The organism is Pseudophaeobacter arcticus DSM 23566 (assembly GCF_000473205.1).
GTDB lineage: Bacteria > Pseudomonadota > Alphaproteobacteria > Rhodobacterales > Rhodobacteraceae > Pseudophaeobacter > Pseudophaeobacter arcticus.
In genome coordinates, this window is the sequence record NZ_KI421507.1 from 897,523 (window position 1) to 912,476 (window position 14,954).

General features: G+C 61.9%; 13 protein-coding genes and 1 tRNA gene. 9 read left to right on the plus strand and 5 right to left on the minus strand.

The features are described 5' to 3' along the window. Positions 1 to 3: 3 nt before the first annotated feature. The 4 genes from ARCT_RS0108195 to thiC are packed head-to-tail and all read right to left on the minus strand — an operon-like array spanning position 4 to position 3,847. On the minus strand, positions 4 to 771 hold the full coding sequence (locus ARCT_RS0108195; RefSeq protein WP_027239631.1) for a thiazole synthase: 768 nt from the start codon (positions 769 to 771) through the stop codon (positions 4 to 6). A 3-nt stretch (positions 772 to 774) separates the two neighbouring features. Further along, on the minus strand, positions 775 to 972 hold the full coding sequence (thiS, locus tag ARCT_RS0108200) for a sulfur carrier protein ThiS (protein ID WP_027239632.1): 198 nt from the start codon (positions 970 to 972) through the stop codon (positions 775 to 777). Then, entirely contained in the window at positions 969 to 1,934 is a 966-nt protein-coding gene (locus ARCT_RS0108205) for an FAD-dependent oxidoreductase (protein WP_027239633.1), read from the minus strand. Before ARCT_RS0108205 ends, thiS begins: the two co-directional genes overlap by 4 nt. After that, a complete protein-coding gene (gene thiC / locus ARCT_RS25700) occupies positions 1,931 to 3,847 on the minus strand; it encodes a phosphomethylpyrimidine synthase ThiC (protein WP_240476286.1) in 1,917 nt (638 codons plus the stop codon). The genes ARCT_RS0108205 and thiC overlap by 4 nt, the downstream gene beginning before the upstream one ends. 450 nt (positions 3,848 to 4,297) lie before the next feature. On the opposite strand from thiC, the gene bioB reads away from it, so the two are divergent. From bioB to ARCT_RS0108250, 8 genes are all read left to right on the plus strand, one after another. Next, entirely contained in the window at positions 4,298 to 5,338 is a 1,041-nt protein-coding gene (bioB, locus tag ARCT_RS25705) for a biotin synthase BioB (protein ID WP_036784634.1), read from the plus strand. Then, positions 5,335 to 6,504 (plus strand): 8-amino-7-oxononanoate synthase, encoded by a 1,170-nt coding sequence (locus ARCT_RS25710; protein WP_036784637.1) that lies wholly within the window; start codon positions 5,335 to 5,337, stop codon positions 6,502 to 6,504. The genes bioB and ARCT_RS25710 overlap by 4 nt, the downstream gene beginning before the upstream one ends. Next, the gene (bioD, locus tag ARCT_RS0108225; RefSeq protein WP_027239634.1) at positions 6,501 to 7,148 is read left to right on the plus strand and encodes a dethiobiotin synthase; all 648 of its coding nucleotides are present in this window, start codon (positions 6,501 to 6,503) and stop codon (positions 7,146 to 7,148) included. Before ARCT_RS25710 ends, bioD begins: the two co-directional genes overlap by 4 nt. Next, a complete protein-coding gene (bioA, locus tag ARCT_RS0108230) occupies positions 7,145 to 8,443 on the plus strand; it encodes an adenosylmethionine--8-amino-7-oxononanoate transaminase (RefSeq protein WP_027239635.1) in 1,299 nt (432 codons plus the stop codon). Before bioD ends, bioA begins: the two co-directional genes overlap by 4 nt. Before the next feature lie 385 nt (positions 8,444 to 8,828). After that, positions 8,829 to 9,788 (plus strand): ABC transporter substrate-binding protein, encoded by a 960-nt coding sequence (locus ARCT_RS0108235; RefSeq protein ID WP_027239636.1) that lies wholly within the window; start codon positions 8,829 to 8,831, stop codon positions 9,786 to 9,788. A 35-nt stretch (positions 9,789 to 9,823) separates the two neighbouring features. Continuing rightward, positions 9,824 to 10,879, plus strand: coding sequence for a quaternary amine ABC transporter ATP-binding protein (locus ARCT_RS0108240; RefSeq protein ID WP_027239637.1), 1,056 nt, complete (start codon positions 9,824 to 9,826; stop codon positions 10,877 to 10,879). Next, positions 10,876 to 12,927: an ABC transporter permease gene (locus tag ARCT_RS0108245; RefSeq protein ID WP_027239638.1), complete on the plus strand. Its 2,052-nt coding sequence runs from the start codon at positions 10,876 to 10,878 to the stop codon at positions 12,925 to 12,927. Before ARCT_RS0108240 ends, ARCT_RS0108245 begins: the two co-directional genes overlap by 4 nt. 113 nt (positions 12,928 to 13,040) lie before the next feature. Further along, positions 13,041 to 13,556, plus strand: a complete 516-nt coding sequence (locus ARCT_RS0108250; protein WP_027239639.1) for a DUF2478 domain-containing protein — start codon at positions 13,041 to 13,043, stop codon at positions 13,554 to 13,556. 394 nt (positions 13,557 to 13,950) lie between these two features. On the opposite strand, the gene ARCT_RS27935 is transcribed toward ARCT_RS0108250, so the two are convergent. After that, positions 13,951 to 14,034 (minus strand) — tRNA-Tyr (locus ARCT_RS27935). A gap of 119 nt (positions 14,035 to 14,153) precedes the next feature. On the opposite strand from ARCT_RS27935, the gene rlmB reads away from it, so the two are divergent. After that, positions 14,154 to 14,945 (plus strand): 23S rRNA (guanosine(2251)-2'-O)-methyltransferase RlmB, encoded by a 792-nt coding sequence (gene rlmB, locus ARCT_RS0108255; RefSeq protein WP_027239640.1) that lies wholly within the window; start codon positions 14,154 to 14,156, stop codon positions 14,943 to 14,945. The last annotated feature ends 9 nt before the right edge of the window (positions 14,946 to 14,954 follow it).

The window sequence follows — 14,954 nt, forward strand, 5'->3', positions numbered from 1 at the left end:
CCTTCATGTCAGCTCTGCCAGTCCCAGAACCGGGGTCGAGGGCACCGCCATGTCGCGGCGCGGCATTGGGTCGGCCTGATATCCGGCCTGACCGGCTGCCACCGCCTGGGCCATGGCGCGGGCCATCCCGACCGGGTCTCCGGCCTTGGCCACAGCCGTGTTCAGCAGCACCGCATCCAGCCCCAGCTCCATCGCCGCCGCCGCATCCGAGGGGCGGCCAATGCCGGCATCCACCACCAAGGGCGTGTTTGGAAAATGCGCCCGCATGGCCCGCAGCCCATCGGGATTGCGCAGCCCCTGGCCAGATCCAATCGGCGCCCCCCAGGGCATCAGGACTTCGCAGCCTGCCTGCAGCAGGTGCTCGCCCACCACCAGATCCTCGGTGGTGTAGGGAAAGACCTTGAAGCCATCGTCGCTGAGGATCCTTGCGGCCTCCACCAGACCAAAGACATCCGGTTGCAAGCTGTCGGCATGGCCGATGACCTCAAGCTTGATCCAATCGGTGTCAAAGATCTCGCGGGCCATCTGGGCGGTGGTCACCGCCTCCTGCACGCTGTGACAGCCGGCGGTATTGGGCAGGATGCGGGCGCCGGTCTGGCGCAGCATCTGCCAAAACCCGGTGCCAGCGCCATCGCTGGTTTCGCGGCGCAGGGACAGGGTGATGACCTCGCAACCGCTGGCGGTGATCGCCTCACAGAGCACCTTGGGGGAGGGGTATTGCGCGGTCCCCAGAAACAGGCGGGAGCTGAGCGCGGTGCCGTAGAACTCCATGGCTCAGCCTCCCTGCATCGGCGCCAGGACTTCGATCCGGTCGCCTTCGGTTAACTGGGTGTCAACACGTTTCGCACGCGAAACAAAGCTGCCGTTCAGGGCCGTGGCCAGCGCCGGGCTGGTCAGTCCCAGCTCGCGCAGGGCGGCGTCCAGCGTGGTGGCCGAGATGTCATGCGGCTTGGCGTTTACGGTGATGTTCATCCAGAGGTCTCCATGGACAAGAGGTCTGCGGGCTGTGGCAGCAACCGTTCGGCGGCGCGGCGCGCCATGGCCGGCGCCAAAAGGAAGCCGTGGCGGTACAGCCCATTGAGATAGAGCACGCCGTCCTGTTCGATCAGGCGGGGCAAATTATCGGCAAAGGCGGGGCGCAGACCGGCGCCGAGCTCAACCACGCTGGCCTCGCCAAAGCTGGGGTGCAGCGCAAAGGCGGCGCTGAGCAATTCACTGACGGATCGCAGGGTGGGCGCGCGGGGTGATGCGCTTTCAACCATGGTGCCGCCGATCATAAAATGCTGATCGCCGCGTGGCACCAGATATAGCGGAATACGCGGGTGCAGCAGCCGCAGGGTGCGGCTGATCTCAACCCCGTCGCAGTGCAGCAGCGCCATTTCGCCGCGCACCGGACGCAGAGCGGGCAGGGCGGCGGCGATGCCGGTGCAGTCCAGATCCACCCGTCGCGGGGCGGGGGTGTCATACAGGATCTGGCCTCCCAGAGTTTCGACTGTCTTTGCGAGATCGACCAGCGCGCGGCGCGGATCGAGATGGGCTTCGTCCTTGAAGAACAGACCACTGGCAAAGCGTCCCGACAGGGCGGGTTCCAGTTCAGCGATATCACTGCTGCCCAGCAGCTGGTGGCCCCGGGTGCGTTGGGCAAAACGGCTGAGCTCGGCCCGGTCGCGGGCAGGCGCGACCACCAGCGTGCCGCGCCGGTGCACCGGTGTGATCTTGGCCCACCACTCGAAGGCGCGGCTGCCGAGGGTGATAACCTCTTCTTCGGCGCTCTCGCGTTCGCAAAAAGGTGCCAACATGCCACCGGCAAAGCGCGCCACACTGGCCATGCCGGGACCTGGCCCGCGTTCAAACAGCGTCACCTCGCCGCCGCGCTGCAACAGCTCGTAAGCGGTGGCGAGGCCGGCCAGCCCCGCCCCCGCGATAGTGATCATGCGCCTGGTTCCAGCACTTTGCCCGCCTGTACTTTGCCCGCCTGTACGTTGCCTGCCTGTACGTTGCCTGCCTGTGCTTTGTCCGCCTGTGCTTTGCCAGTCTGAGCTGTATCTGCCTGGGCGGGCACATAGAGCTCACCACCTTCGCGGAACTTGGCGGCCATGGCCTCCATGCCTTCCTTCTGGGCTTCGGCGCGAATGTCGTGGCTGATCCGCATCGAGCAGAATTTGGGCCCGCACATGGAGCAGAAATGCGCCACCTTATGGGCCTCTTTCGGCAGGGTCTGGTCATGGAATTCGCGGGCAGTATCGGGGTCCAGCGACAGGTTGAACTGATCCTCCCAGCGGAATTCAAACCGGGCGCGCGACAGCGCATCGTCACGGCGCTGGGCACCAGGCATGCCCTTGGCCAGATCGGCGGCATGGGCGGCGATTTTGTAGGTGATCACACCAACCTTGACGTCATCGCGGTCGGGCAGGCCGAGGTGTTCCTTGGGCGTCACATAACACAGCATGGCGCAGCCAAACCAGCCAATCATCGCCGCGCCGATACCCGAGGTGATATGGTCATAGCCCGGCGCGATATCGGTGGTGAGGGGGCCAAGCGTGTAAAACGGCGCCTCGTCACAGCACTCCAGCTGCTTGTCCATGTTTTCCTTGATCTTGTGCATGGCCACATGGCCCGGCCCTTCGATCATCACCTGGCAATCCTTGGCCCAGGCGATCTTGGTCAGCTCGCCCAGGGTTTCCAACTCGGCAAACTGCGCCGCGTCATTGGCATCCGCGATCGAGCCGGGGCGCAGACCATCGCCAAGGCTGAAGGAGACGTCGTATTTGCGGCAGATGTCGCAGATCTCCTCAAAATGCTCATAGAGAAAGCTCTCCTTGTGGTGATGCAGGCACCATTTTGCCATGATCGACCCGCCGCGCGACACGATGCCGGTGACGCGCTCGACCGTCATTGGCACCATATGCAGCCGCACGCCGGCATGGATGGTGAAGTAGTCCACGCCCTGTTCGGCCTGTTCGATCAATGTGTCGCGGAACACCTCCCAGGTCAGGTCCTCGGCAATGCCGTTCACCTTTTCCAGCGCCTGATACATCGGCACCGTGCCGATGGGGACGGGGGAGTTGCGAACGATCCATTCGCGGGTGTTGTGGATGTTGCGGCCCGTGGACAGGTCCATCACCGTATCCGCGCCCCAGCGGATCGACCAGACCAGCTTGTCCACTTCCTCTTCCATCGAGGACGAAACCGCGGAGGTGCCCATATTGGCGTTGATCTTCACCAGAAAGTTGCGGCCAATGATCATCGGCTCGATCTCGGGGTGGTTGATATTGGAGGGGATGATGGCGCGGCCTTCGGCAACCTCCTGGCGGACAAATTCCGGCGTCACATAATCGGGGATATTGGCGCCCCAGTCGTGGCCGTCGCGGTGGCAGGGCGATGTCTCGCGCAGCTGGTTTTCGCGGATGGCGATGAATTCCATCTCTGGCGTGATGATGCCGGCGCGGGCATAGGCCAGCTGGGTCACCGCCTTGCCGTCCTTGGCGCGCAGCGGCGCAGGTTTGACCGGGAATTCCGGCGTCAGCCGATCGCCAGATACAAAACCGTTGTCGGCATCGGTGATTTCGCGGCCCTGATATTCTTCGACGTCACCACGCGCCAGGATCCAATCGCGGCGCAGCTGCGCCAGGCCCTGACGGATATCGGTCTGCTGATCCGGATCGGTATAGGGGCCAGAGCTGTCATAGACCGGCAGCGGCGCTTCACCTGCGGTGGGATGGGTGGAAATCTCGCGCATGGGCACGCGAATCTCGGGGTGGATCTCACCGGGCACATAGATCTTGCGCGATGCGGGCAGCGCGCCTGTGGTCACCTTTGGGGTGATCTTTGTAGGGCTTACGTTCATTTTGGTGCTCCTCGAGCCAATACTCAAAAAAGTCACCAGATGAGGCTTGGCTGGGAGGCGCTGGGAGGATCAAGGGCCCTCCCGGTTCGGTGCACGGCGAAAGGGGGTGGAAACCCTTTTGGCGGCGCGTCCTAGCTTCCTACGCCAGTGTCAACTGGGTCAGGTTCTAAGGGTCGCGTCGCCGGTCAGATTGCTCTGACCTGTCAGCCTCTCAGTCCCCTCGGTGGGACTCCCCTGCGTGGGTTAAGACCTAGGGGAGGCGATGGGGTGCCGTCAATCGGTATTTTGATAGATAAAAATAATCTATTAAAAACAATTGAATAAAGTGGCTCGTGTTCGAAATTGCCGCATTGCAACATATTTTCTTTGCGCCCTCTCTCAAATTATCTATAAAAACCAAGCGCGCCTCAGGGCCGCTCAACCGCAACACTGTGATCCCCAGGAGAGCTCATGCTGGACGCTGCCCCTATTCGAAACGACTGGACCCGCGCCGAGGCGGAAGAGATTTACAACAAGCCCTTCATGGATCTGTTGTTCGAGGCGCAGGTGGTGCATCGCCAGCACTACGATCCCAATCAGGTGCAGAAATCCAAACTGCTGAGCATCAAGACCGGCGGCTGCGCCGAGGACTGCGCCTATTGTTCGCAGTCGGCCCGCAACGGTGCAAAACTCTCTGCCAGCAAGCTGATCGAGGTGGAGCGGGTTCTGGCCGAGGCGCGCAAAGCCAAGGAAGGCGGCGCCACGCGCTATTGCATGGGGGCGGCCTGGCGCTCGCCCAAGGATCGCGACATGGCCACCCTGGAAGCGATGATTCACGGGGTCAAGGATCTGGGGATGGAGACCTGCATGACCCTGGGCATGTTGGACGACAGCCAGGTCTTTCGCCTGCGCGACGCCGGGCTGGATTATTACAACCACAATATCGACACCTCGGAACGCTACTATTCCGAAATCATCACCACCCGCACCTTTGCCGACCGGATCGACACCCTGAACCGGGTGCGCGAGGCGGGGATGAAGGTCTGCGCCGGTGGCATTGTTGGCATGGGTGAGCAGCAGATGGACCGCATCGACATGCTGTTGGCGCTGGCCACCCTGCAGGAGCACCCGGATTCGGTGCCGGTCAACATGCTGATCCCCATGCCGGATACGCCGCTGGCGGATGTGCCCAAGCTGGACCCGATTGAATTTGTCCGCACCATCGCGCTGGCGCGGATCCTGATGCCAAAATCCCATGTGCGCTTGTCTGCCGGGCGCAGCGATATGTCGGATGAGCTGCAGGCCATGTGCTTCTTTGCCGGGGCCAATTCGATCTTTGTCGGTGACACCTTGCTGACCGCTGACAATCCCGAAGAGGACAAGGATCAGATGCTGTTTGATCGTCTGGGCATCACGGCCATGGGCGTGGGTTGCGACGGCAGCCACAGCGAAAATCAGCGCAAAACAGGCGCCGCCAGCGCAAATGAAACCCGCGCGGAGGTCTCGGCATGAGCCAGGTTTTTCCACGCCATGCCGCTGGGCTGCAGGACCTTCGCGATCAGGGGCGGTTTCGCCGCTTGATCCCACGGGCGGGGCATGACTTTTCCTCCAACGACTACCTTGGGTTGGCGCAGAGCCAGCTGCTGCAAACGGCGGCACTGGAGGCGCTGGAGCGTGGCGTTCCCGTTGGCGCCGGTGGCTCGCGGCTGCTGCGCGGCAATGCCGAGGAGCATCTCCTGCTCGAAGCCGAGGCAGCAGCGTTTTTTGGCACCGAGGCAGCGCTGTTCATGGGGGGTGGCTTTAATGCCAATCAGGCGATTTTTTCAACCCTGCCGCAGCGCGGTGATTTGGTGCTGTATGATGCGCTGATCCACGCCAGCACCCATGATGGCATGCGGTTGGGCCGGGCTGAGACGCGCAAATTCAGCCACAATGACCCCAGTGATGCGGCGGTACAGATCGCTGAGTGGCGCGCAACAGGCGGCAGTGGTCAGGTCTGGATCGCCATCGAGTCGGTCTATTCCATGGAGGGCACCCTGGCGCCGCTGGCGGAATTTGCCGCTTTGGCCGGGCGCGAAGGGGCGGTTCTGGTGGTGGATGAAGCCCATGCAACCGGGCTGTTTGGCGATCTGGGGCGGGGGCTGGCGCATGACTATGCCCAGAACCCGACCGTTCTGACGCTGCACACCTGCGGCAAGGGGCTGGGGGTTTCCGGCGCCTTGATTTGCGGTGCTCAGGTGCTGATTGACTTCCTGGTCAATCGCGGGCGTGGCTTTATCTTTGCCACTGCGCCCTCGCCGCTGAATGCGGCTCTGGTGCGGGTGGCGCTGCGCGATCTGGCGCAGAACCCCGAGCGGCGCAACCGGGCCTGGGACCATATCACCCATGCCCACGGCGAGGCGGCGCGGCTCTGCGGCATCACCGGCTTCCAAAGCCAGATCCTGCCGGTGATCATTGGCGATGACAAGCTGACCATGGCGCTGGCTGAGCGTTTGCAGGGGCAGGGCTTTGACATTCGCGGCATTCGCCCACCGACAGTGCCCAGGGGCACATCACGGCTGCGGATCTCGCTGACTGGCACGCTGACCAAACCGCTCATCACCGAGCTGTTTGAACGACTGGCCCCCGAGCTTGCGCATTTGGAGCAACAGCCCGCGGGTCTGGGGCAGGTGGCATGAGGACAGTGGTGGTGACCGGAACCGATACTGGTATCGGCAAAACCATCTTTTCTGCGGGTTTGGTGCAGGCGCTGCAGGCCAGCTACTGGAAGCCGGTGCAGTCGGGCCTGGAAGAGGAAACCGACAGCGCGATCGTGGCGCGGCTCTCGGGCGGGGCAGTCCTGGCTGAGGCCTATCGGCTGCAACATCCTGCCTCGCCACATCTGTCGGCAGAGGCCGAAGGGGTGGAGATCGACCCGGAGAGCCTGGCGCTGCCGCAGCTGGACGGCCCGCTGGTGATTGAGGGCGCGGGCGGGGTGATGGTGCCGCTCAACCGTCGGATGCTGTATCTGGATCTCTTTGCCCGCTGGGGCGCGCCGGTGATCCTCTGTGCCCGCACGCAACTGGGTACCATCAATCACACGCTTTTGTCGCTCAAGGCGCTGCGGGATGCAGGCTGTCGGGTGATTGGGGTGGCCTTTATCGGCACGGCAGAGCCAGAGGTTGAGGAGACGATTGTTCAGTTTGGCAAGGTCGCGCATCTGGGCCGTCTGCCGATGATCCCTGATCTTGGGGCAAAGCCGGCGGTTTTGGCAGAGGCCTTTGTCGAACACATCAAACTGCACCTGATCCGCCAGGCCCTGACCGGAGGAGACACACCATGACCGCATCGGGCCTGAGCCAGCTGGAGTTTGACCAGCAGCACCTTTGGCATCCCTATACCAATGTTGCCAAACCCGGTCCCACCTTTGTGGTGAAGGAGGCCGAGGGGGTGCATATCACCCTGGAGGACGGCACCCGGCTGATTGACGCCATGTCGTCCTGGTGGTGCATGATGCATGGCCACCGCCACCCGGCGATCACGCAGGCCATACACGACCAGCTGGACCGGCTGCCGCATGTGATGTTTGGCGGGCTGACCCATGACCCGGCCATCGACCTGGGGCGCAAGCTGCTGGAGGTCACACCGGACAGCCTGACCCGGATCTTTTATTGCGATTCTGGCTCGGTCTCGGTTGAGGTGGCGATGAAGATGGCGGTGCAGTACCAGCACGCCAAGGGGTTTGCGGGCCGCAGTGAGTTTGCCACTGTGCGCTCGGGCTATCACGGCGATACCTGGAAGGCGATGAGCGTCTGTGACCCGGACACCGGCATGCATCATCTGTTTCAGGGGGCGCTGAGTGTGCAGCATTTTGTCGCCCGCCCGCCCATCACCATGGGGCAGGACTGGGTCGAGGACCCGGCGCAAAATGGCATCGCCGCGCTGCGGGCGTTGCTTGTGGCCAATGTCGACCGCATCGCCGGCTTTATCCTCGAACCCGTGGTGCAGGGCACCGGGGGGATGTATTTCTACCATCCTGAGTACCTCAACCAGGCGCGCCGCCTCTGTGATGAGCTGGGTATCCTGCTGATCTTTGATGAGATCGCCACCGGGTTTGGCCGCACCGGCGAGATGTTTGCCACCAATTTCTGCGCGGTGGAGCCGGATATCATCTGCCTTGGCAAGGGGCTCACGGGGGGGCATATCTCTTTTGCCTGCACCATGACCAATGACCGGGTGGCGCTGGGCATCGGCGGCGGCAAGCCTGGTATCTTTATGCATGGGCCGACCTATATGGCCAACCCGCTGGCCTGCGCTGCGGCAAAGGCGGCGCTGGATGTGTTGACGGCACAGGACTGGCGCGCCCGGGTGGCCGCGATCTCTGACCAGCTGAAACAAGAGCTGGAACCGGCCCGCGCCCTGCCAAATGTGCGTGATGTCCGGGTGTTGGGGGCCATTGGTGTGATCGAGATGGCCCATGTGGTATCGGCGGATGTGGCCCATGGGCTGGCACATGAGATGGGGGTATTCCTGCGCCCCTTTGGCAAGAATATCTATACCATGCCGCCCTTTGTGACCACGCCCGCGCAGCTGAGCCAGATCACGGCCGGAATGCTGCGTTTGGCGCAGGAGCTGTAGGCAGACAAGCGGCGGCAAGGGTCGCCACCGCAGGCGTGTGAGCGTCGCGATTCGGGCTGTGGCACAGCAGCCCGGAGACTCATTTGCCGCCAAAAAATGGGTTCTATATTTATAAACTTGAATGGTGGATCAAAATTTTACCTGAAATGCGCCGCAAAACCTCGACAAAGCGTCGCAAAGCGTTCAAATACTTGTGGCATACCCGGTCACACTCTGACCAAGACTGGTGATTGTAGCCGGCGGCTGTACCTCAGGCCCGCGCCTTTGCCCGTGCCTTCGGGTGCGGCGCAGCAGTAGCTTTTGGGCGGTTTGGGACTGCTCTGGTCTATCATAATCCCCTTGCCGACCAATTGGAATGGCGAGGCATACAACAGGGAAATGAACAATGAAAAAGACAACATTTGCATGCCTTCTTGGCGCCGCTTCGATGGTTGCGGGCGCGGGTAACGCGGCTGAGCTGGGGGCTGTGGATCAGCCCATCAAACTGGCGATCAACGAATGGACCGGCCAGCATGTCACCACCCATATCGCCGGCGAGATGCTGAAAGCAGCCGGTTACAAGGTGGAATATGTCACTGCCGGCATGATGAACCAGTTCCAGGCCATTGCAGATGGTGAAATCCACGCAACGCTGGAAATCTGGTCCTCCAATGTATCGGATGAATATGCCATCAAAATTTCCGAAGGCAGCATCGTCGATCTGGGCGATCTGGAACTTGCCGCCAAAGAGGGCATTGCCTACCCCGCCCATGTGGCCGAGCTGTGCCCCGGTCTGCCCGCCTGGGAAGCGCTGAAGGACTGCGCGCCGCTGTTTGCCTCGGCCGAGACCCTGCCAGCGGGCCGTCTGGTCGACTACCCTGCCGATTGGGGCACCCCTGGGGCCGACCGCATGGCCGGGCTTGAGCTGCCGTTCAAAGCGGTGCCTGCGGGATCCGAGGGCGCCCTGATTGCCGAGCTGCGCGCCTCCAGCGAGCGCAAGACGCCACTGCTGGTCACCTTCTGGCAACCCCATTGGGCGATGTCGGCTTATGATGTGAAATTTGTTGACCTGCCTGCGGGCGAAGAGGCCTGCTTTACTGATCCGGCCTGGGGTCCCAATCCCAATGCGATCAATGACTGCGATTTCACCTCGACCCTGATTTCCAAGGCCGCCTGGGCCGGTATGGCCGAAACCTGGCCCGCAGCCTACGAGATCCTGTCAAACTACACCCTCAGCGTGGCTGACCAGCAGCCGATGATGGGCGCTGTGGATGTCGACGGTGGCAAGGTCGAAGAGGTGGTTGCAGCCTGGATGGCAGCCAATGAAGCCAGCTGGCGCCCTGTTGTCGACGCCGCGACCAAGTGAGCAGCACGGTGATCGAGACAGCACGCGAGACAGCTATGGCTGGCTCTGATACGCCCGCCATTTCCTGCCAGAACGTCTGGCAGGTCTTTGGTGCCAATGCAGACAGCGCCTTGAAACAGGCGCTGTCGCAGCATGACACTGCGGATGAGGTCTCTGCCGCGCTGCGCGCCCAGGGGCTGGTGCCTGCGGTGCAGGATGCCAATTTTGACGTCAAAGAGGGCGAGCTTTTTGTCATCATGGGCCTGTCGGGCTCGGGCAAATCCACCTTGATCCGCTGTATTTCGCAGCTGCTGCCGGCCTCGCACGGGGAGATCCGGATTGAAGGCGAAGATATCGTCTCAGCCAGCAAGTCCCGCCTGATCGAGCTGCGCCGCAAAACCCTGGGCATGGTGTTTCAGCACTTTGGCCTGTTCCCCCATATGACCGTGATCGACAATGTTGCCTATCCGCTGAAAGTACAGGGGGTAAAGCGCAAGCAACGGCGCGCCAAGGCGCAGGCGGTGATCAATCTGGTGGGGCTTGAGGGGCGCGAAGATCGCTTCCCGCGCGAATTGTCCGGGGGCCAACGCCAACGGGTTGGCATTGCCCGCTCTCTGGTGGCGGATTGCTCGGTCTGGTTTCTGGATGAACCCTTTTCGGCGCTGGATCCGCTGATCCGCCGCCAGTTGCAGGATGAATTTCTGGATATCCAGGACAAGCTGAAGACCACCATCGTGTTCATCACCCATGACATCAACGAGGCGCTGAAACTGGCGGATCGCATCGCCATCATGCGCGATGGCAAGATTGTGCAGATCGGCACCCCGGCGGATATCGTGCTGAACCCGGTGGATGACTATGTGCGCGAATTCTCCAAAGATGTGGCCAAGGGGCGTCATGCCAATGTGGCCTCGGTGATGCGGGACCCCGCCACCCACCCATATGGGGCGGATGATCCGGGGCTGCGCCGGGATATGACGCTGGATGCGGCGCTGGCGCGCTGCATGGATCTGTATGATCCGGTGCCGGTGCGGGACAGAGATGGTGCTTTGGTTGGGGTTATCAACCCGGCTGATCTGGCGGCGGCCCTGCAGGTGGAAACCGAACAATGAGCCGCCATAGCACCGGAAGCCATAGCACCGGAAGCCTGGCGGCGCTGATTGTGGTGATTGTTGGCGCGCTCTGTCTGCTGCTTGAAGCCGGGATGCCCTGGCTGACAGCCTTCCCGCAAGACTGGGTTCTTCCCGCCACAGAAAGCGTCGGCACAGGCGTCAAGGGCGTGCTGAGCTTTGTAAAACCCGCGGCGCGGATGTTCTCGGCGCTGATGGCCTATCCAATGGCGGCCACCAACTATGTCCTGGCAACCATCCCCTGGCCCGTGCTGATCGCGGCCACCGTGGCCCTGGGCTGGCGTCTGGGCGGGATCACCATGGCCGCGATGGCTGCCATTGGGCTGGGGCTGGTGGTGGCCTCTGGCTATTGGGTGCAGGGGATGAATACCCTGGCGCTGGTTGCCGTCTCGGTGCCTTTGGCCCTGCTGGTGGGGGCCGGAATTGGCATTGTTGCCAATGAATTCCCCCGCTTTCGCGAGCCGGTGCAGGCTTTGCTGGACGTCATGCAGACGGTGCCGACCTTTGCCTATCTGACGCCGCTTTTGGTGCTGTTTGGCTTTGGCCCTGTTGTGGGTCTCATTGCCTCGGCGATCTATGCGGCGCCGCCGATGGCGCGCAATGTGCTGCTGGGGTTGCAACGGGTTGAATCGGATGTGAAAGAGGCTGCCGTCATGGCCGGTGGCACCCGGATGCAGCAGCTGTTTCAGGTCGAGCTCCCAGCCGCCAAGGTGCAGATCATGGTGGGGGTCAATCAATGTCTGATGGCGGCCCTGTCGATGGTGATCATCGCCGCCGTCATTGGCGGCTTTAATGACATCGGCTGGGAAGTTCTGCTGACCATGCGCAAGGCGCAGTTTGGCCCGGCGATGCTGGCGGGCTCGGTCATTGTGGTCTTTGCCATCCTGATCGACCGGATGAGTGGCACCCTGGCGCAGGAGCGACGTCAGCTTTGGGATGGGCGTGTGTCCCTGGGCATTCTGGCGCTGGGGGCGGGTGTCAGCCTGCTGTTCTGGAGCCGCATTGGCGATCCCAGCAGCTATCAGCTGCTGGACCCGGTGGCCGATGGGCTGGACAGCTGGCTCACTGATTTCACCCGGTCCAATGCAGAGGCGCTGACCAGTTTCAAAAACGGCATCATGTTCTATGTGCTGCTGCCGCTGCGCATCGGATTGGATCAGGCGATCCTGCCCTTTACCTGGGGCTTTCAGTGGACCAGCGCGATGAGCCTGTGGTTCTACGCTGGGGCGGCTCTTGTTGGCGGGCTGCTGGCCCTGCGTGGTCAGCTGACCCTTGGTCTGGTGCTGCTGATTGCCGCCGGGATCCTGGAAACGGGCGTGTCACAGCTGCCCTGGCCCTTTGTGATCATCGGTGTCGGCGCGCTGGCTTGGGTTGCCGGAGGGCATCGCTTGGCGCTGTTGTCGGTGGTTCTGCTCAGCACCATCCTGGTTTCGGGCCTGTGGGACCGCGCCTTGTTGTCGCTTTATCTGTCGGGGGCTGCGGTTTTTGCCTGCGCTGTGCTGGGCGGCGCTATCGGCTTGCTCTGCGCGGTTTCCCCCATGGCCTGGCGCATCGTGCGGCCGATCTGTGACATGTTGCAGACCATCCCGCTGTTTGTGTTCCTGATCCCGGTGCTGATGGTGTTCCAGATTGGCGAATTCTCGGCCTTTCTGGCGATCATCGCCTATGCCGTGGTGCCGATGATCCGCTACACCCGGCAGGGGCTGATTGCGACGCCGGAAGAGATGATCGAGGCAGCCACCGCCTCGGGCGCCACGCGCTGGCAGATGATGCGGGATGTGCGGGCGCCCTATGCGGCTCCATCCATCCTGCTGGGGCTGAACCAGACCATCCTCTACGCCTTTGCCATGCTGGTGATTGCGGCGCTGATCGGCACCACCGGTCTGGGCCAGTCGATCTATCTGGCGCTGGGGCAGGCGGATGTGGGGCTTGGCATTTCAGCCGGGGCGGCCATGGCCATTCTGGCCTTGATTGCCGACCGCATCGTTCAGGGCTTTGCCGAAGAGCGCAAAAGAGCGCTGGGCCTATAAACCCGTTTTCCTGCGCCCCTGACTTTGGGCGCAGGAAAACCGCTCTGGCATCAGGGACAAATTGCGGATAGCAATTGAGGCGAAAGTCCAAACCACTGATGAGAGGGCATTTGATGCATCTGGCCTATGTCATGACCGAAACCCGTGGCGGCACCGACCGGCTGCTGAGCAGCCTCGCAGAGGCGCTGTACGCCAAAGGCATTGCGCTGGCGGGGATTGTGCAAACCAATACCGAATGCAGCGATGATGCCCTGTGCGACATGGATGTACGGGTGTTGCCCGATGGCGAGACCATTCGCATTTCGCAATCCTTGGGCGCTGGTGCTCGTGGGTGCCGTCTGAACCCTGAGGCACTGGAGCAGGCGGTGGGGCAGGTGACCAGCAGCCTGCAGGCAGAGCCCCGCCCACAGGTCCTGATCGTCAATAAATTTGGCAAACACGAAGCCGACGGTCGTGGCATGCGCCCGGTCATAGGGGAGGCCCTGGCCCAGGGGATGGTTGTGGTGTCAGGCGTCAATCGGATGAACGTTGAGCCCTTCAAGGCCTTTTCTGGCGGGATGGCCGTTCAGGGCGCCGATGAGCTTGGCGGCTTGGTTGCCTGGGTCGAGCAGGCGCTGGCAGAGACCTGAGGCTTTGCCCATACCTATCCTGTGACATGCTATCCTGTGACATGGTTTTCCACAGCGACGGCCGTCTTGGCAGCCTCCAGTTTATTTTAAGTATGCAGACAGATGACTACGAGCTGATGACTACAAGCTGTCGGGTATCAACCGTCCGATATCGCTTGGGGACCCATTTGCGAAAACAATATCCGCCCCGGTCCCAATAGACTGGTCCCAATAGCCCGGTCCCAATAGAATGGGGCACGCTTTTGGGCATTTGCCAGAGCTCCGCCATCCTGTGATCGGCTGTGGTGGGACTGAAACCCTACGGAATTCCCAACTTATGTCACCAAGGTGAAAGTTCTGTTTTCCATAAATATTTGGTATTATTTGATTTTCACTTCCCGCTTAGATGAGGAAGTGGTGGGCGACCCTGGAATCGAACCAGGCGTGCGTCTCCGCGAGGGAGTTACAGTCCCCTGCCACACCTTGCGGCCTGTCGCCCACTAGCAAGTCGCTGTTGACCTGCTGTGAGGGCGTGATTACTAGCGCACCTAAGGGGCGTCAACAGAAAAAACACAAGTTTTTTGCCCGAACCTGAAATTCCTTTTGCTGGAGAGAACGATGTCAAAGAAACCCACGAAAAAGCCCCAGTGGGTGATCGAAAAGGAGCAGAACAAAAAGGCCGGTGGCGCTGAGACCGTCTGGCTCTTTGGGCTGCATGCCGTGCGTGATGCGCTGATGAACCCAAAACGGGAAAAACTGCGCCTTATTGTGACATTGAATGCTCAGAACAAGCTGGAAGAGGCCATCGCGGCCTCTGGGATCGAGCCCGAATTGGTGGAGCCGCGCAGGTTCAACGCGCCGCTGGATCCAAACTCGGTGCACCAGGGGGCCGCACTGGAAGTGATGCCGCTGAACTGGGGCTCTTTGTCGGAAAACTGCATTGGTGCCGAAATCCCGCGGGTGGTATTGCTGGATCGGGTGACCGACCCGCATAATGTGGGCGCCATTTTGCGCTCTGCCGAAGTCTTTGGGGCCAGCGCCGTCATCGGCACCCGGCACCATTCGGCGCCGGAAACCGGTGCCCTGGCCAAAACCGCCAGCGGCGCCCTGGAGCGCCAGCCCTATCTGCGGATGCGCAACCTGGCCGATACCATTACCGAGCTGCAGAACATGGGCTATGTGGTGCTGGGGCTGGATGGCGAGGCCGAGCAGACCATCGAGAGCTGCCTTGCGGGGCGCAAGGATCTGCCGGTGGCCCTGGTCCTGGGGGCCGAAGGCCCCGGGCTGCGGCAAAAAACCAAGGAAACAGTTGATCACCTGGTGAAAATTGACGCAGCCGGCGGGTTTGGCTCGCTCAATGTCTCAAATGCTGCGGCGATTGCCCTATATGCCAGTCTAGAGCGGTCCTGAGGCCGCAGG